Origin of the sequence: Sediminibacterium goheungense (assembly GCF_004361915.1) — a bacterium.
Taxonomy (GTDB): Bacteria; Bacteroidota; Bacteroidia; order Chitinophagales; family Chitinophagaceae; genus Sediminibacterium; species Sediminibacterium goheungense.
Genome location: NZ_SNWP01000010.1, coordinates 1,539,945 through 1,559,540, shown reverse-complemented (window position 1 = coordinate 1,559,540; position 19,596 = coordinate 1,539,945). Strand labels below are relative to the sequence as shown.

General features: G+C 39.6%; 15 protein-coding genes. 10 read left to right on the top strand and 5 right to left on the bottom strand.

Going from position 1 to position 19,596, the window contains the following annotated elements; genetic code table 11:
• Positions 1-22 precede the first annotated feature (22 nt).
• The 3 genes from BC659_RS06640 to BC659_RS06630 are packed head-to-tail and all read left to right on the top strand — an operon-like array spanning position 23 to position 2,859.
• Entirely contained in the window at positions 23-391 is a 369-nt protein-coding gene (locus tag BC659_RS06640) for a response regulator transcription factor (RefSeq protein ID WP_133473882.1), read from the top strand.
• Positions 392-418: 27 nt separating this feature from the next.
• Positions 419-1,681, top strand: coding sequence for a YaiO family outer membrane beta-barrel protein (locus BC659_RS06635; protein ID WP_133473881.1), 1,263 nt, complete (start codon positions 419-421; stop codon positions 1,679-1,681).
• Positions 1,663-2,859, top strand: coding sequence for a hypothetical protein (locus BC659_RS06630; RefSeq protein ID WP_133473880.1), 1,197 nt, complete (start codon positions 1,663-1,665; stop codon positions 2,857-2,859). The genes BC659_RS06635 and BC659_RS06630 overlap by 19 nt, the downstream gene beginning before the upstream one ends.
• Positions 2,860-2,862: 3 nt before the next feature.
• Here the strand turns inward: BC659_RS06630 and BC659_RS16830 are convergent, their stop codons facing one another.
• Both BC659_RS16830 and BC659_RS06620 read right to left on the bottom strand, forming a co-directional pair.
• Entirely contained in the window at positions 2,863-6,447 is a 3,585-nt protein-coding gene (locus BC659_RS16830; protein WP_162847368.1) for a sulfatase-like hydrolase/transferase, read from the bottom strand.
• Complete coding sequence (locus BC659_RS06620; RefSeq protein ID WP_133473879.1) at positions 6,444-7,577, bottom strand: HEAT repeat domain-containing protein; 1,134 nt, start codon at positions 7,575-7,577, stop codon at positions 6,444-6,446. Before BC659_RS06620 ends, BC659_RS16830 begins: the two co-directional genes overlap by 4 nt.
• A 184-nt stretch (positions 7,578-7,761) precedes the next feature.
• On the opposite strand from BC659_RS06620, the gene BC659_RS06615 reads away from it, so the two are divergent.
• From BC659_RS06615 to BC659_RS06590, 6 genes are all read left to right on the top strand, one after another.
• Positions 7,762-8,835: an iron-containing alcohol dehydrogenase family protein gene (locus BC659_RS06615; protein WP_133473878.1), complete on the top strand. Its 1,074-nt coding sequence runs from the start codon at positions 7,762-7,764 to the stop codon at positions 8,833-8,835.
• Positions 8,836-8,916: 81 nt separating this feature from the next.
• On the top strand, positions 8,917-9,222 hold the full coding sequence (locus BC659_RS06610; RefSeq protein ID WP_133473877.1) for a hypothetical protein: 306 nt from the start codon (positions 8,917-8,919) through the stop codon (positions 9,220-9,222).
• A gap of 38 nt (positions 9,223-9,260) precedes the next feature.
• A complete protein-coding gene (locus BC659_RS06605) occupies positions 9,261-11,417 on the top strand; it encodes a TonB-dependent receptor (protein ID WP_211340712.1) in 2,157 nt (718 codons plus the stop codon).
• Between the two features lie 171 nt (positions 11,418-11,588).
• Positions 11,589-12,827, top strand: a complete 1,239-nt coding sequence (locus tag BC659_RS06600; protein WP_133473876.1) for a DEAD/DEAH box helicase — start codon at positions 11,589-11,591, stop codon at positions 12,825-12,827.
• Between the two features lie 13 nt (positions 12,828-12,840).
• Positions 12,841-13,287: a DMT family transporter gene (locus tag BC659_RS06595; RefSeq protein WP_133473875.1), complete on the top strand. Its 447-nt coding sequence runs from the start codon at positions 12,841-12,843 to the stop codon at positions 13,285-13,287.
• A 64-nt stretch (positions 13,288-13,351) separates the two neighbouring features.
• Positions 13,352-13,825, top strand: coding sequence for a hypothetical protein (locus tag BC659_RS06590; RefSeq protein WP_133473874.1), 474 nt, complete (start codon positions 13,352-13,354; stop codon positions 13,823-13,825).
• 81 nt (positions 13,826-13,906) lie between these two features.
• On the opposite strand, the gene BC659_RS06585 is transcribed toward BC659_RS06590, so the two are convergent.
• Entirely contained in the window at positions 13,907-14,719 is an 813-nt protein-coding gene (locus BC659_RS06585) for a M57 family metalloprotease (RefSeq protein WP_133473873.1), read from the bottom strand.
• A gap of 224 nt (positions 14,720-14,943) precedes the next feature.
• Between BC659_RS06585 and BC659_RS06580 the strand changes: the two genes are divergently transcribed.
• Positions 14,944-17,748 (top strand): S8 family peptidase, encoded by a 2,805-nt coding sequence (locus tag BC659_RS06580; RefSeq protein WP_162847367.1) that lies wholly within the window; start codon positions 14,944-14,946, stop codon positions 17,746-17,748.
• A gap of 112 nt (positions 17,749-17,860) precedes the next feature.
• Here BC659_RS06580 and BC659_RS06575 read toward each other — a convergent pair whose 3' ends face one another.
• Positions 17,861-18,331, bottom strand: a complete 471-nt coding sequence (locus BC659_RS06575) for a hypothetical protein (RefSeq protein ID WP_133473871.1) — start codon at positions 18,329-18,331, stop codon at positions 17,861-17,863.
• Between the two features lie 151 nt (positions 18,332-18,482).
• On the bottom strand, positions 18,483-19,595 hold the full coding sequence (locus tag BC659_RS06570) for a D-TA family PLP-dependent enzyme (protein ID WP_133473870.1): 1,113 nt from the start codon (positions 19,593-19,595) through the stop codon (positions 18,483-18,485).
• Between the last annotated feature and the right edge of the window lies 1 nt (position 19,596).

Below are 19,596 nucleotides of genomic sequence, written 5' to 3'. Positions count from 1 at the left end.
ATCCACAATAGCCAGACTGAATATGAAAATCCTCGTTGCAGAAGATGAACCTATGTTGTTGAAAACCATTGAGCTGAAACTGAAGAAGGAAGGCTATGAGGTGATCACAACACATGATGGAAGAGAAGCCATCGCAAAAATTGAAGAGCTGTCACCCGATCTTGTCATTTCAGATATTATGATGCCTTATGCTTCAGGACTCGAAATAACCGCCCTTTTGAAGCAAAAACTGGAAAAGCCGATACCCATCATTATACTTTCAGCAATGGAGCAGGAAAAAGTGGTTATGGAAGCCTTTGAATTGGGTGCTGATGACTATATAACGAAACCATTTAGCCTGAATGAATTGTCCATCCGCGTTAAAAGACTGATGGCCCGTTCTGCCAGATAATGATTATACATAACCTAGTAAGTAAGTATGCGCTTACCAACACTCTTTACATGTGCCTGTTTCACTATGATGTTATTCATGGCTGAAAAAGCTATATCGCAGATAGACACTTCCAGTTCTGATGGTTTATTACAGGCAGCAAAAAAAGCAGCTTTCGATGAAGACAATTATCCAAAGGCAAAGGGATACCTCTATAAAGCCATAGCTAAAAGCCCCAATTATGCTGACCTGCGTGTTTTCCTGGGCAGAATATATACCTGGTCCAAAAACTACGATAGTGCCCGTATTTGTTTTGAAGAAGTACTGAAACAAACTCCAGGCTATGAAGATGCCTGTATGGCATATGCCGATATGACTTACTGGAATGATGATTATGACAAATCATTGAAAGTATCAGAAGAAGGGCTTACCTATCACCCAAAATCGGAAGGCTTATTATTAAAAAAAGCCCGTGTATTGAATGCCATGCGCCGTTTTCAGGATGCTGATAAAACAGTACAGAATCTGATCAGGATCAATAAGAATAATACAGAAGCCAGGGCACTGGCGAATCGCATTAGAGAAAATGCTGCCAAAAATAAAATCGGCGTAAGCTATGATTTTGTCACTTTTGATAAGCAGTTTGCAGACCCCTGGCATCTGGTGAGCGTTGACTATGGGCGTACGACGGGTATTGGATCTATTATAGGAAGAGTAACCTATGCCAACCGTTTTAAAACAGATGGTTATCAATATGAATTAGAAGCGTATCCCCGCATATCCAATACTTTTTATACATATGTTGGATTGGGTTACTCAGACCAGGTAGGTGTTTTTCCAAAATGGAGAGGAGGCTTTTCATTGTACGCCAATCTGCCAAAAAGTTATGAAGCGGAATTGGGTGTGCGTTACCTCAAATTCACTGGCGACCCTACATGGGTATATACCGGTTATATCGGAAAGTATTATAAGAGCTGGCTATTTGGTGCAAGAACTTATATTACACCCAGTACATTTACCAGTACGGTATCATCTTCTTACAACATATCTGCACGTTATTATTATGCCAGTGCCGATGATATGTTAGGCTTTAATGCAGGATATGGTATATCGCCTGATGATAGGTTTAATGCCATACAGATCAACGGAAATACAAAATTGATATCTTATAAAGCCGGAGCTATGTTCCGGAAAAAAATAGCACGCTTCAATGTGTTTACCATCGATGCCAATTGGTTTAATCAGGAATACCTGCCAAAAACCATCGGTAATCAATATCAATTCAGTATTGGATGGCTAAGAAGATTTTAGAAAATAAAGCACGTATATCCATATCATGGAGAGGCTTACTCGCCCTTGCTATTTTCTTATTCCCATTCTGGATGTTATTGGCCTGGTTTTTTACACCTAAAAGACCCATGTTGATTGCCATCATCGATAAGACTGTTATCAAGTATCCGGGTCAGGAACATATATCTCTTCACTGGGTATTAAACCAGGAAAAATTTACCAAGAACAAAACAGATCTCTACAATCCTGATATTGATTACTTCGGATTTTTTCCGATGGAAAAGGAACAATATAAGTTAAAAGGATTGGAACGTTTTGATACTTCACAACTAAACGACCTCAGTAACCGTATTAAAGCCACTTATGTAACCGATGCCTATGGCGTTTTTAAAAACGAATGGTATAAAGTAGGAAATAGTCAGGACAGGTCAGGAATTGTATACGGAGGCATGAGCAAACAGGATATTTTCTTGCTCAGGAAAATGAAAGAAAAGAAGAAGCTTATTATCACCGAATTTAATTCAATAGGTTCACCCACCGATACCGCCATCAGACGTGAGTTCGAAGAAATGTTCAATATTACCTGGTCTGGGTGGATTGGCAGGTATTTCGAATCTTTTGATACCACCGTGAATAAAGAGTTGCCACCATGGCTGATCCGGAATTATAAACGTACACATAACGGAAAATGGCCCTTTACAAAAAGCGGTATCGCATTTATTCAGGCAGCAAATGAAGAAGTGGTGATACTGGAAAATGAAACCCATCTTGCAAACGAACTTCCTCATATATATGCCAATAAAAAAGGCAGGGAACATTATGGAATGCCAGATAAAATGAAATACTCTTTCTGGTTTGATGTAATCAGTGCCGATACAATAAAAAATGAAGTGCTTTCAGAATTTGTAATTGATGCAAACGGCAACGGAGCCAATGAGCTGGCAAAATATAATTTACCCATGCGGTTTCCGGCAGTAACGGCACATGTGGCTGAAAACGACTATCGCTTTTTTTATTTTTCAGCCGATTTTTGTGATAACCCTGTAACACTAACCTCCTCTTATTTTAAATGGGTAGGCTTTTTTAAATGGATGATGTACACTTCTGGTGAACCACTTGAAAGAAAAAGTTTTTTCTGGAAACTATACAGACCATTGGTAACTACCATTTTAAACGACTATTATACATCTTTACAATAGTGGTTAGCGACCACCATATTTTTTTGACAGGCTGTCTGGTACCAATTTGCCATTGGTTACAAAATCCTGGTTATTCTTTTTGAATTTATTAAAAGCAGACTTCAGGGAGAATTTTTTTTCAGGCGTATTGTCAGGCTCCAGATCCATATTGGGCATAATTTTAAATACCGCATCGCCATTCAGCATATAATCTCCGCGTACAAAATCGATCAATTCAGGTTTGGTTTGTTTCAGTGCAATCGTATGGATATTCCTAAACCTTACAGCCGTATCTATACCAGTTCCTAACCACGCATTGATATCGGGTATATTTAATTTATGACTATACTTAAGCCAAGCAGTAAGTGTAGGGGTAATATCAAAATGACTGGATACAGAAGAAAACTTTTGTTTTTTGGCAAGCAATGGAGAATAAATAAGTAATGGAACATGATACCTGTCGATTTTAGTACTCATAGGTATTTCGGGCATTCTATGATCACCTGTAATGATGAAGACGGTATTCTTAAAATCACTTCTCCTGCGATAATTATTAATAAATTCCTTTATTGCCTGATCGGTATACAGGATGCTGGCATATTGTTTACTATAGTTTCGATAGGTTTTTTTCTGCGCTTCTGAAAATTTTAAGTCCTCCATTCTTTTTTCAAAAAAATTCAGATATGTACTCGCATTATTAATAAGGAATGGACTATGTGTTGCAACAGTAAGCAGCACTTTTAATGAAGGGGATAGTGTATCTGTATCTGTAAGTGCATATTTGAATACGGAAGCATCATCATAACCCCAACTAAAACCAGAAGCGGAGGCAGGAAGTTTAAAATAACCACCGGATGATGGGAAATTTTCTTCATCGTACACTTTATCGATACCTGTTTTCCTAAGAAAAACAGCCATATTATCAAAAGAAGCATCACCTCCATAGTAAAAAGAGGTTTTGTAATTGTTGCGTTTTAGCAGACTAACAAGTGAAATATGCTCTGGCATCTGATCTCCCAATTCAGTAAAGCCCGTATTCCCGAACGGCAATGACCCGAGTACGGAGGGTAATACACTAAAGGTTCTACCACTGGTACTTAAGAAGTTTTCCCAATAAAGACTTTGTGTTGATAAAGAGTCAAGAAAAGGGGTAAAACTACCGAGATAGGCATTTTGGTTGCTGAATGCTCGTCCCAAACCTTCTACCAGAATGATTACAAAATTAGGCGGTGTAGAATCTGCCTTTACAAAAAAGGGAGATAAGACATTCTTAGTACTATCTATTCTGTGTAAGAATGGAAAATTTTTCGGATCAACTTCTACATCTTCTACCAGCATATTATCTGGTACATACTCGTCTTTATAGATATCATCTTCTATAGTTGTCGGGAAGAATTGATCATAAGAGGCTTTGTAAAAGAAATACGATTTATTTAGCGATAGATTATTACTGTATTCATTACCGGGTAGCATGTTATCTGTAACTCTGGAAAGGTTACGGATACCGCCTGTTACAACCATCAATATAAAAAATACAACTAGTCCATCATTGGGGAGTAATAAATGTGGCAGTTTACGAAGCGAAATTGCAAAAATACAGGTTGTTACCACGAGTAATGCAATGGTGACAATATTCAATCCTCCGGAAGCACCAACAGTTTGTTGTATATCTGCCCAGGAATAGGACCATAAATCTGCACCTAATGGAACCAGTGATGTAACAAAATACTTTGATAAGGCAATCTGTACCAACGTGAGTAGTGTACCAAAAATGATAAAGCTGATATGAGCTGTTTTTCTTCCGATGATAAAAAGAAGGGTAAAAGGTATATAGCCCCACAGGGTAATAAGTGTAGCAAAAGCTATATCTTTTGCAAGACCGTATAATATGATTTTATCAAGTTGCGCTGGTTTCCCATGTTCAGAATAGTCAATACCCAGTTCAATACCACGTGCAACAAATAGTAATAATAAAAGCACGAGCATATGACCTATATAATACCTGAACGATTCAAATAACACATCGGGTATTTTTGATAAAAATGGAGCCACTTTTCTTTTATAAAAAGATTCTTTTACTGCTATAACAGGTTCTTCTGTTGTGGCCTCAGTTACTGCTATTACTGGTTCTGGTACAACCAAGGCCGGTGCCTCAACAATAGGTACGGGTGTATTGGTAGTTGCTTTCTGTGTAAAACCCTGTCGGGTCATTTCACCCCAGGCTTTTTTCTTTCTGAAATAATCAATATAACCTTTGATGGCACTCCAAACCACAAATGGATGGAAGTAAAAGGGTTCTGTTAAAGCGGTTAACAATAGAATCAGGATATCCGTTCGCCGCTTGTATTGGTTGTAGGTAATCACTTCCATTAAAATGGCGAAAGCGGAATAGAGATAGCCGAAAGAAATAATAAAAAGCAGATAGGCGAAAAAGAATCCCCAATCAAGCAAACCAAATGCAGCAAAAATGAAAAAGCATACAAATCCAAAGAATTCAATGACCGGTGCGCACATTTCAAAGAAAAACCAATAAGGGTAACTCAGCATACCGAGTAGGCCATACTTAGGATTGAAAAACATTTTCTTATGAAACTTCAGCGTTTCAATGGTTCCACGGGTCCAGCGGTTTCTCTGACGGCCAAGAATATTAAATGAATTGGGTGCTTCTGTCCAGCAAAGCGGATCAGGTATATAAGTTACCCGGTACTTTTCATTTCTTTCCTCCATATAACGCCGCATTCTCACCACCAGCTCCATATCTTCTCCAACGGTATTATGATCATACCCGCCGCATTTAATGGCGATTTCTTTATCGAAAGCACCAAAAGCACCGGATATCAGCATAAGACCGTTCAGTCTGCTCCAGGCCATTCTTCCCAGTATGAATGCACGGATATACTCCAATATCTGCATCCTTGGTAAATACTCAGAAGCCAGTTTCACTTTTACCAGTTTACCATCTTCAATTACGCATGAATTGGCAATACGAACCACGCCACCGGAGGCAATAACTTTTTCATCTGTCTGTTCAAGAAAAGGTTTGATCATTTTCAGGAGTGCATCCTGTTCAAGAATACAATCTACGTCAATACAAACAAGGTATTTATTGGAAGCAATATTGATGCCTACATTCAAAGCATCGGCTTTACCTCCATTTACTTTATCTACTACCAGTAGTTTATGGTAAATAGGATTACGGCTCTTATATACACCCCTTACTTCTTTGGTTTTAATTTTGTAATCAACGAAGTAGTCAATTTTTTCGAGATCATATGCTGTAATCATTTTTTGCAGACAGTCATCCTTACTACCATCATTAATAACAATCAGCTCAAGGTTTACATAATAAATAGAAAGTAGAGACCGGATATTCTCAACGATGGTCATACCCTCGTTATATGCCGGTGCGAGAATGGTTACAGATGGTGCATGAACAGATGATGCCAGCATGCGGTAGTCGGTAAAACTATTTTTCTTAAGATATTTACGTGTTTCACCGATCGAAAAAACAGCAATGGCTATGTATGATAAAAGGAGTAAAGTGGAATAAATAAAAATTCCATAAGTAAGTATATCAAAAAGTATATCTACTAAAATATTCCAGTTCATTTTACAGATTTAACATGCCTGAGTATTCTTTCAAAAGGTTCGGGCTCAACCAATGCTCTTTTTTCTATGGTACTTAAACCATCAGTACAATTATTTGCGAGTACCATAGCGGCTTTTAGTTTAATAATATTGTCGGGAGCATCCAATAATTTTTCCAGAAATGCGTGTTGCTCATCCGTGGCAAAAGACAAAAGGCTGTCGAGAATATGGACCTGATTTTCAAAATTTTCTTTTGCGAAATAACCTGTTAAAGTAAAAGCTGTTTTTTCGTCAGCCAAAACAATCAGTGTTTTAATGGCTCTTGTTCTTACAGCTGATGAAGGATGTACCAAACAACCCCTGATGGCATCTATAACTGCAAACTGCTGATATTCTGCTGCAAGTCGTAAAGCGAATATAACTACGGTTTCATTTTTTGATTCTAGCCAATTAGGTATTCGGTCAGATAAATCTTCTTTTTTACCAAACAACCGCAACTGTTCCAGTAATTTAATTTGCTGCCAGAGTGTTAGCGGGTAAGAGATTACATCCAAAAAACGTAAACCATTAAAACCTGTCATATAAATAATCGCAATCTGTGCCTCTGAACGAACAAATTCATTTTTACTGTTGGTTTCCCGATAAATTTTGGTGAGCAGGTTTTTTTGGTCCATCAGATAGAGTTCCTGGATACCTCTTGCCTGAACTTCCCATTTTCGTGTATTCTTGATCTTTGATAACGAATCATCCCGAAGCCCCAGTTTATTATATAGGGCTACTATATTTTCTGCTACAATACCTGAAAAATTCTTTTTACAATTGGTAAGTTCATCAATGGCAATTTGTCTTGCCTTCGGATCTTCAAGCAGGCGGTAGAATTTTTTAGGGATATCAATACCTTCAACAGACTCTTCCAGGATGATATGACTGATCCAAACTTCAATATTATTCTGTATGCGCTGGGTATAAAAATGCATCCTCTTTTTAGCCAGCAACTGGGCATAAATAAGGATGACAGCCAGCGTAATACCTACTGCCATGATCTGAACGCCTATCAGAAGATTCTCCGGACTCATAAAAGTTAGAAAATCTTTACCAATAGACCCTTTCAGGAACTGTCCGGCAATAAATTGTTGAAGGCAGGTTATCATGACTAAAACAGAAGCGCTTTAAAACAGTAAAATACATCAATCCCCCTAAAAGAGAGAAAAAAATCCATATTTCGCAAAACAGTAAAAAGTTGATAATGCTTCAATTATTCTTAATGGCTAATGATTTTTCAGAAGTTAATCCTTCTAAGTATGTTTGCAGTATTCTTTATTAAAAACACCAATCATGAGTTTCCGGAATTTTAAGATGGTCGATTATGTGGTATTTGGCCGGGGTGCCTTTAATCAGTTGGATGAGATACTGGCACCCAGAAGAAAAGCAGATGCCCCGATGATCTTTCTGGTAGACCATTTTTTTCAGGGAAAACCACTGGCAGAAAGAGTTCCGTTGCGAGGTAAAGATGAAATCATTTTTGCCGATGTTACCTACGAGCCCAAAACCACGCAGGTAGATGCATTGGCCAACAGCCTTAAAGAAAAGTTTGGAACTGTTAGTGGTGTAATTGGTATCGGTGGTGGATCAACCATGGATCTGGCCAAAGCGGTATCGCTCATGATGAATAATCCCGGCTCTTCTGCCGACTATCAGGGCTGGGATCTTGTAAAACAACCCGGTGTTTACAAAGCCGGTATACCCACCCTTAGTGGAACAGGTGCTGAGGTAAGCCGAACGACGGTACTTACGGGCCCTACCAGAAAACTGGGTATGAACAGTGATTTTACACCATTCGATCAGATTGTATTAGATCCGGAACTTACCAAAGATGCGCCGGTGAACCAACGCTTTTATACTGGTATGGACTGTTATATACACTGTATTGAAAGCCTCGAAGGAACCTATTTGAATGAATTCAGTAAAAGCTATGGCGAAAAAGCCCTCCAGCTCTGCCAGAAAGTATTTGTGGACAAGGATTATTGGGATGATGAAAGCGATGACCAATTAATGATGGCATCTTATGCAGGTGGTATGAGTATTGCCTATTCGCAGGTAGGCGTAGCGCATGCGGTAAGCTATGGCCTCAGTTACCTGCTCGGTACCAAACATGGTATTGGTAACTGTATTGTGATGAATTACCTCGAAGAATATTATCCGGCTGGTGTAAAGGAGTTTAAATACATGGTAGAGAAAAACAAGATCGAAATTCCGGAAGGTATCTGTAAAGGATTAACCGATGAACAGTTTGATACCATGATCAATGTATCGCTTGGCATGAAACCACTCTGGGAAAATGCTCTCGGTAAAGACTGGGAAAAAATTATGACGAGGGAAAAATTGAGAAAACTCTACGAAAAATTGTAAACAGGGCTAAAGGAAAAATCCGGTCATTTGCTATATGAAATACGGAACAGGTAATACTATCTGATAATCCGTGACAGATACATGAAGAAATTTTTTGCATTTATATTACTACTCATCACATTAGCAGCGGCATTTACTCCCTGCTGTGCCAGCGATCAGTGTAATGAGGTAACTGTAGAAATGACAGCACATGCGGATGACGAAAGTACAGATGACAATTGCTCACCATTTGTAACCTGTGGCTATTGTAACGGATTCACCCAATTCAATACCCTCTCTGAAATTACATTTATACCAGCGTTGGTAACAATATACCATGAAAGAAATACCAATCGGTATTCATGCTCTTATACAGCACGTTTATTAGAGCCTCCGAAAACTGTATAGTTAATAAGACGTTTTTTTCATTTAACTATACAAGAATCATGAAACATATACTTTCATTGTGTATGCTGTTACTATTAGGTACAGCTATATCTGCACAGCATACCATTAAATTATCAGTAAAAGATAAACACGATAATGCACCACTTAAAGGCGCAACTGCTACTATTACAGCCTTGAAAAAAACCATAATGGCAGATAGTTCGGGTAGCCTGCTATTTGTCAATATACCACAAGGTAATTACCTGTTAAAGCTTTCGTATGTGGGCATGAAAGAACAGGAAATTAAATTAGCTATACCACAGGATAAAGACAATGAAATCATTGTTTTGATGGAAGAAGCAGAGGAACATGAAGAAGAAGTGATTGTAACAGCCACAAGAATGAGTAGAACTATCAGTGATATTCCTACCCGGGTTGAAACCATATCCGGAGAAGAACTTACTGAAAAAGGGAACATGAAACCAGGTGATATACGGATGTTACTGAATGAAAGTACCGGAATACAAACACAACAAACATCTGCCACTTCCTATAATTCAAGCATTCGTATACAGGGGCTTGATGGCAGGTATACACAGGTACTCAGAGATGGTTTTCCTTTATATGGCGGCTTCTCGGGCGGACTAAGTTTAATGCAGATAGCACCCCTCGATTTAAAACAAATTGAAGTAATCAAAGGTTCTGCATCTACTTTGTATGGTGCAGGTGCTATTGCAGGTCTTGTAAATCTGGTATCTAAAACACCGGGAGAGCAAAGAGAACTGAATTTTATGGCCAACGGAACAAGTGCTGGTGGTCTTGACCTTAGTGGCTTTTATAGCCAGCGATTTGAGAAATGGGGCACAACGGTATATGGTTCCCGTAATACAGCTTTGGCTTATGATCCTTCAAACTTGGGCTTTACAGCTATTCCCAAATTTGAACGGTACACTATCAACCCAAGGTTATTTCTTTATGGAGAAAAAACAACCGCTAATATTGGGTTCAGCTATATCACTGAAGCCAGAACCGGCGGAAGTATTGATTATATAAAAAACGGATCAGCTGGTTATTTTGAACAGAATCATACAGATCGATTTACAACGCAGGCACTCATAACTCATAAACTTAGTGAAACGAAGCGGTACACTTTTAAAAATAGTTATACCCGCTTTAACCGCTCTATTCAGATACCCGGATATGCATTTAAGGGATTGCAGCAATCAACTTTTTCGGAAGCAACCTATAATGCCGGATCAGAAAAAGCAGACTGGATAGTAGGAGCCAATCTGCTAACAGATAAATTTACAGAAGATAAACAGAGCAGCAATATACTACGCAATTATGCATACAATACCCTGGGTGTTTTTGTACAAAACAGCTGGAAACCATTTTCTCAACTAGCTATAGAAACCGGTTTGAGGGGCGACTATGTTAAACAATATGGTTTTGAATGGCTCCCAAGAATATCGATGATGTTGAAACCGACAGAGCGTTTAACATTGAGATTAGGGGCCGGTGCAGGGTATAAAACACCTACTGTATTTAATGAAGAATCGGAAAAAAATCAGTTTCAGCGTATGTTGCCGATCAATGAATCGAATACACAGAATGAAAGATCGAAAGGAGTAAATTTTGATATTAATTACCGCACACAGATCGGCGAACTCGGACTTACAGTTAACCAACTGTTTTTCTATACCAAACTCAACCGGCCATTGGTACTTACTACAACCGGAACAGGCGACCAGCAATTTCAGAATGCAGCGGGTTATATCGACACAAAAGGAATGGAAACCAATCTTCGATTCAGCTATAACGATCTTAAATTATTTATCGGGTACACCTATGCAGATGTAAATACACACTATAGCAATAGCAAAACATGGTTTCCCCTGACGGCACGCCACAGATTGAACAATGTACTGATGTATGAAAAAGAAGAAAAGCTAAAGATCGGACTGGAAGCTTATTTCTTCAGTCCGCAACAGTTAAATGATGGAACAAAAGGAAAATCTTACTGGATATTCGGGTTGATGGCAGAAAGATCCTGGGAGCATTTTTCTCTGTTTATCAATCTTGAAAATTTTAGTGATACCCGCCAAACAAAATTCGGGCCCTTGTATACCGGTTCGGTGAATAACCCTGTATTTAAAGATATCTATGCACCCGTGGATGGTTTTGTGGCCAATGGTGGCATCAAAGTTCGTTTATAAGATAGTTCTGTTGTTATTTGATACCCATCTGCAGCTCCCTGTTTTCCTTTCTAGAACACCCGGTAAAGAAAAGAGAATAGGGCGCTGCCGTATTCTCTTCAGATAGATGTATGTCGGGATCAATTTTTTTCGTAGTATCTTTACTGAACGATCAAATAATAATTAACCATTTTGAAGTTTACAGATTTAGGACTCGATCAAAGAATACTCGACGGCATAGATGCAATGGGATACGAAACTGCCACACCGGTGCAGCAGCAGGTAATGGTTCCCATTTTAGAAGGAAAAGACATCATCGCTTCTGCTCAGACAGGTACCGGCAAAACAGCTGCCTTTCTGTTACCACTCATTCATCGCTTACTTACAGAATCACATGCTGTTCATGATATCAATGCCATGATTATTGTGCCTACCCGTGAACTGGCTATACAGATTGCAGAGGGGCTTGAGGGTTTATCCTATTTTACAGATGTAAGTTCTATAGCCGTATATGGTGGTGGTGATGGCAATTCATTCAATAATGAGAAAAAGGCACTAACGCAGGGTGTAGACATCGTGGTTTGTACACCCGGTAGAATGATTGCGCATTTGAATATGGGTTATGTGAAACTGAAAGGGTTGAAATACCTGGTATTGGATGAGGCAGACCGTATGCTCGATATGGGTTTCAATGATGACATCATGCGTATCATTTCCTTTCTTCCCAAAGAAAGACAGAACCTGCTTTTCTCCGCAACCATGCCACAGAAAATGAGAGAACTGGCAAGGAAAATTCTGCATGAACCGGTTGAAATCAATATCGCTATTTCTAAACCACCAGAGAAAATTGTTCAGAAAGCCTTTATCGTATACGAAGCACAGAAAGTGCCGATTATAAAAGATATGCTGAGCAGTAAGCAATACAATAATGTAATTGTTTTCTGCTCCAAGAAACAAAATGTAAAACAGCTTACCGCCGAATTAAAGCGTGCAAAACTATCTGCAGAAGAAATTCATTCAGATCTTGAACAACAAAAACGAGAACAGGTATTACAGGATTTCAGGAATAAAAAACTGAATATTCTGGTAGCCACAGATATCCTTAGCAGAGGTATTGATATAGAAGATATTGACCTTGTTATTAATTATGATGTGCCCAATGATGGTGAAGACTATGTTCACCGTATTGGTAGAACTGCGCGGGCAGCCAGTACCGGAACAGCTTTTACATTGGTAGGTGAAAAGGAACAGAATAAAATGGGGGCTATTGAGGCACTGCTCGGCGAGCCCGTTCCCAAAGGAAATGTACCGGAAGAATTTGGTCCTACACCGGCTTATTCACCAAGAGCCCCACGTTCAGGTTCTCAAAATCGCAGGTCTGGGGGCAACAGAAGAAATGGTTCGCCAAGACCCAACCGAAAACCATCCTGATAACTGATTACCGATGAAATACCTTGTGTATATCCTGCCCCTGATGGCGGGTTTAACCATCACCACACAAGCTGGTGTAAATAGTCAGCTAAAAGTAGCTGTGAATAACCAGTGGGTAGCTGCTTTCATTTCTTTCCTCGTAGGAACCATTGCACTGGCGCTGGTAATTGGGTTAACCCGGCAGCCTTTACCAAATGCACAACAATTGCAACAGATAGAATGGTATAAATTTAGTGGTGGTTTGCTGGGTGCTTTTTTTGTAACGGTGATTATCTATTCTGTTCAGCAGATTGGCTCTGCAAATGTATTTGCCCTCGTAATTGCCGGGCAACTACTTTTTGCCCTGCTTTTTGATCATTTCGGGCTATTTGGTTTCAGGCAAAGCCCAATTAACTGGCAAAAAATACTGGGGGTTGCCATGCTTATCGGTGGCGCCTATCTGATTAACCGAAAAGCCTGATTAAATTATTTTGAATAAGCAATTTTCTATTTCACAACAGCGTTATAATGCTAAATAACCTGTTATGGCCTCTTTCAGAAGCTTTGTAGGATCGGAACTCATGTCGTTCAGACAGCATATTGCTGCACTGAGAAATATGCTACCCCAGAATATCAAGTTAAAACCTACGGAGCGAAGGAGTATGTTCAAGCTGAACGATAAGAAAAAAGATTTTGTTGAAAAAGCGGTACTGTACATGCGAAAGAATCCTGCTACGGTTCCTTCATATGTAGATGTGAATACCTGCAATAATTATATACAGCTCTATAAACAATACAATGAATTGATCAGTGAACTGGAAGAAGTGAAGACAAAAATGGAAGATGCAAAACTGTTATTGGGTAACGAAATACTTAAGCAAACACGTGCTTATTTTCATAATTCAAAAAATGCAGCTTTATCGGGTAGTGAACAGTTTAACCAGATTTATAAGGAGTTAAAACCGCATTACGCTGTAGGAAGAAATAGCCGAAAAAAAGATAAAGAACCCATCGACTAACTCAATAGCCACGATAAATGATAAGGGCTCCCGGTATCGGGAGCCCTTTTGCTGTAAACCATTTTTTGATTCAGGTATTAATTAATATAAATAATTCAGGGCTACTCTGTCATTGGCATTAAAAGGACGATTCACATTGGTGCCAATACAGGCCAGCATCCATGAATTAGGATCGGGTCCGCTGGGTGTACCCGGTATAAGAATAGCGCCTACTGTTGAAGCACCTTCATTGGTAGCGGTACCACCACAACTATAAGCACGGTTCATATAGTCGGTATGACGGAAACCAATACAATGTCCGAGTTCATGTGCAAATATGGTGGCAGCGTAATTAATGAAAGTAGTGGAAGTACCAGAACCAATTGCATTGGTGTTTACCTTCACGAGGTTATAAGGGTTGCCACTTGATGTTGGAAAGCCTGCAGAAGCCAGATAACTTCCACTCGCACGGTCAAAAGTAATATTCGCACCGGAGCTTACACGCTGAAGTCTGATCTGAAGATTTTCTGCGTTATACCTACGCACCACTTCGTCAAGTACAGGCCCGTAAACAGAAGCACTGATTCTGCTTGATAAAGCAACTGTAATGGTTCTGGGTAATCCGGTTACCAGATTGGTGGTGCGATACTGTTCAACATCACCTACGCGCAAAAAAGCACCATTCAGAGAACGGTTTAACTCGTTTGCGGGAATAAAAATATCACCCTCAACAATATAACCACCTTCATCGGCAATAATATTGCTGGTAGAAAAGCCCAGTGCTTTCACACTGTTGATTACATCCTGTGAAATCTCTTGTTTGATTTCCTGCTCAGGTGCAGCTGTTTTAGTACAGGAAACGGCAGCCATCAAAAATGCGATGGCAGCCAAAGAAAGGCGCATGTTTTTTCTCATGTGTTTTAGTTTGGATTTTAAAAATGGTTTACAGTGAATTTGGATTTCTCTAAATGAATATAAGAAATGTAGGAATCAGACAAAACTCAATTTGAGCAACGCTGTTGCAAAACCGCAATAAAACTCAACATCTCTCAAAAACAGTCAGAACAATTCCATAGTACATACGCAGGCCATCGGAAAAATGATTTCCTTATCTTTATTTATTCCGGTTTCCTATGTACATGAGATTACTGCTGTTCTGCTGTATATGCTTATCGTTTTGTGCAGATGCACAGAACAAAACATCAGCATACCCTCTTCAGTTTGTTCATTTTTTAAGTAGAAATGCAAATGGTTTCGATAAACAAAATCCAGATTTTTTATTTGTCGGGAAATTGCCTGCACATAGTGAAGTGTTGCGGAAACTTGCGGATACCATCGCTATAATAAGAGTATCAGATCAGGCTACTTTTAGTCATTTCAAACAATATGGCAACCTCTTCAGTGTTAACAACGCATGGAAGTTCCCTCTAAATTTTTTTATTCCCGCAGAAAAAAATCAAAAGGAAAAAATACAGAGTTGGATAATTGAGCTGGAAAATACATACGCATTCATCAGTTCACTGAATAATGATCCACTAATTCAGATAGAAAGTATTGCAGACAATCAGAAAACCCTACAGGTAAAAACATCCTGGCGGTATATAGAACAAGCTGTTCTAAACAGAAAGGACGTTTTATTTATTGACAGGGTAAGAGTACCCTATACAGAACGTGAGCTCACAGGCTTTGACCTGTCTGCCAATAAAGGTAATCTCGCACATCGTTTATGGCCGGATATAAATGGGAAAGGATTCAGACTGGCTGTAAAGGAAAATAAAATGGATACAACTGATATCGATTTCAAAGGAAGATATATTTCATCGCCCATTGCATCAGGTCTTATGGAAACACATGCTACTACCATGGCAACCATTGCAGCCGGTGCAGGAAATAGCTTTTATACAGGAAAAGGAATGGCATGGGCTGCAGGCATTACCTCTACCAGTTTTAGTAATCTTTTACCGGATGCAAATACCGTATTAAACAATTTACAGGTTACGGTACAGAATCATTCTTATGGAACAGGGATAGAAAATTATTACGGTGCCGATGCAGCAGCTTATGATGCACAGCAAAACCAGCAGAAAACACTATTACATATTTTTTCAGCGGGTAATCTGGGTACGCAAACATCTTCTTCCGGTAACTATGCAGGTATACCGGGCTTTGCGAATCTTTCCGGTAGTTTTAAAATGTCGAAGAATAGTATAGCTGTTGGTGCTATGGATTCATTGGGTAATACGCCACTATTGAGTTCCCGCGGCCCTGCTTATGATGGCAGGGTAAAACCTGAACTGGTAGCACTGGGAGAAGATGGTACATCGGGTGCTGCAGCCATTGTATCGGGTACTGCTATACTACTTCAGCAAGCCTGGCAAAAACAGAACGGAACTATACCAACATCTGATATTGTACGCGCTGTATTACTTAATACTGCAGATGATACAGGACCAAAAAATATTGATTTTGTTTCAGGCTACGGTAGTGTAAATGCAAAATCGGCCATACAGAATATTATCGATGGGAGAATTGTGGTTGATTCTGTAAACAACCAGGAAGAAAAAATACATCGCATCAACATACCGGCAAATACAAAACAGTTGAAAGTTACCCTGAGCTGGATTGATCCCGCTGCACAGGCAAATACCTATAAAGCGCTCATCAATGATCTTGATCTTACAGTTGTTCACACAACTACTTCAACAAGTTGGTTGCCCTGGGTGTTAAATGCATACACACAAAAAGACTCCCTGCAGCAGTTGGCTATCAGAAAAAAAGATTCGCTGAACAACAATGAACAGGTTACGATTGATCTGCCGGTTGCAGGAGAATACCAACTAAGAATAAAAGCCCATCAGGTAGCTACAGGAAAACAGCCATACGCAATCGCCTGGCAATACGATACCTTACAGCATTTTCAATTCAGCTACCCGGTAAAAGGAGATCACCTTGAGCCAAAGCGGAAGAATCTAATAAGATGGCATACAACCATAACAGATACAGCCACCTTATTATACCGGTTAAATAATGGCATATGGCAAACACTGGCCAATGCTGTTGACCTTAGTAAAAATAGTTATGCCTGGCAGCCACCCGATACCATGGCAGTTATTCAATTTCGATTACAAATGCCACTGCGTGACTGGCTAAGTGATACAGTTACCATATCAATGCCGCTGCCTATCAATACTGGGTTTAACTGTCTAGATTCATTTTTAATTTACTGGCAAAAGGCAAATGTGAGCCAGTATCGTGTGTATACATTGGGCGATCAATACCTGCAACCCTTGATTACTATTAGTGATACGGCACTTATACAATACAAACAAAACAATACCAACCGCTATTTTACAGTAGCCCCGGTTTTAACCAATGGAGCAGAAGCACAAAAATCTTACACCTTTAACTATACCACACAGCAAACAGGTTGTTACATCAGTAGCTTTATTGCCGATCCGTTCGGTACCAATATGGCGAGGCTTACGCTGCAACTGGGTACCACCTATCAGGTAGCAAAAATTATAGTTGAAAAACTTACACAAAACGGGTATACTGCCATCCAGGAAATTACCCCTGTTGTAAATACACAATTTACCATTACTGCATCTGCAAATAATGGATTGAATATATACCGTTCGAAAATTGTACTAAGCAATGGCATTTCCTATTACACCCAACCAGCACAGGTGATTCATTTCGGGAACCAACCTTATTATGTTTTCCCAAATCCGGTGCAACCCGGCAGGTCTATACAGGTACTTACAGAAGATCCGGATAACAAAACTTTCAGGCTTTATGATTTGTTTGGACGTTTGCAGATGAAAGCCGCCCTAACAGGAGCCAGCAACCAACTGCAGATGCCATTGCTGCAAAAAGGTATTTATTTTTATACCATTACACAAACCAATCAAAGAGAAATAACAGGTAAACTTATTGTACAATAAAAATGCTGCGAAACAACCTTGTATCATCTTTTCTCAATATCCTATAACCAAGACAAGAATGATACAAGGTTGTTCCGCAGCGATATATGGATTCATAGGGATCGAAAACGAATTAATCCCGGCCCTTGCCTTTACCATGTCCTTTGCCACGCCCTTTATCATGACCCAACGCTCTTCCGGGATGGTTTCTGTAACGCTCATCATCACTATCTCTGATCACGATTTGTTTAGGCCCCTTCCATCCTTTGTATTTTACACGGTATACATCAGCCCTTAAATAAGGTTTAGGTTCATTGATTACAATTTTGGGAACTGAGTATAAATTAATGCTGCCAAAACGTGTAGGTAAGGAGGCTGCAAAAATCCATCTACTGCCATCCAGGTAAATAAAGCGACGTTCAGGAACATAATAGTACACATCAATATCCGGCAGGTAATAATAATCAACATGATCGTAGCCTACAGGTCCCCATAAAGGTTGTGAACCAATATTAATATTGGCATTGATGCGTATCTGTGCATCAGCCTTCTGTATAGATGATATACTGAGCAAAAATCCTGCGATAACGAATAACTTTTTCATAGTATCTGGTTTATACCCTTTAAAAGGCAAATACAGTGCCAGCTTTTATAAGTTGTTTATTATCAAATATTTGCCAAAAAATAGCAGCTGCCGGAAAAGTGTTTTTACAGGGAGAAAGGGAGCGAGTACCTTATTCAGTTGCAATGCCCGGTTAGTTAGTGATTTTACGGTCGCGGGCAATATGTAACCACTCGCCTGTTTTCTGATGGTTTTTTATGGTAAATGCGCGTTCATATAAGGCACAGGTAGGACAAATATGATAAGGCAATCCATACAACAGATCACCCACTTTGTAAGTATGTTGATCCGGTGCTTTTAGTATAAGGTGTTCTTCACTCTGGGAAACGGGGGTAAGGTCATCTGCATTTAAAAAGAAAACACGTTTATCAATCGGGTTCTCAGATGCAATGGATTTATGACCAAGGTCTGTGCAGATAAGTCCCTGCGCAGGTAAAGAGATGATACGCGTCATTACCAGGGCGGCATGTACAAAAGGCTGCTCCGGAAAAGCATGGGCATATCCATGGTCCCAGTAAACAAAAGTGCCCGGGCTGCAAATAACTTCTTTGCGTTTAGCATGTATCGGAAAACTGGGGCTACCGCCGGCAATAATGGGTAGATGAACAGGATGTTTTATGGAGATCCGGTTTTGCAAATCTGTAACCCGTGCAAAAGCTTCATCACAATCTTCTTTTCTTTGCTCAGGATCAGGATTGCGCAGATGACCATCATATGCATGCAAGCCGGCTAAGTGAATAGCAGGTTCATTCAGGCAAAAATCAACCAGCTCCATCGCATCTTCAGGTGCAATACCGGTTCTGTTCATGCCCACATTTAAATCGATATAAACATTCAATATCAGATTTTGTGCACGTGCTTTCAACGCCATAGCCGTAACAGCCGCTATATGATCTGTTACACAAGCATAACTTGTATCAGGGTATTGTCCGATTAATGAAAAGAAGCGATCAAGTTTGGGTCCCAGTGGTTGATAAGCCAGCAATACATCCGGGGCTTTACACATACCCAGCAATTCGGCTTCAGCAATAGTGGCACATTTAAATTGTTGCACACCTGCATTCATCAACAACCTGGTTACCTCAGCCGTTTTATGTGTTTTAATATGTGGCCTTAATCTGTCTGGTTCACCCATCATTGTAATCGCAGCCTGTATATTTTGTTGTACCCGTTCAGGATAGACGAGTAAGGCAGGTGAATCGATATCGTCTGCAAGTGCCAGTTCAAACCAGTTTTTTACTGCCATA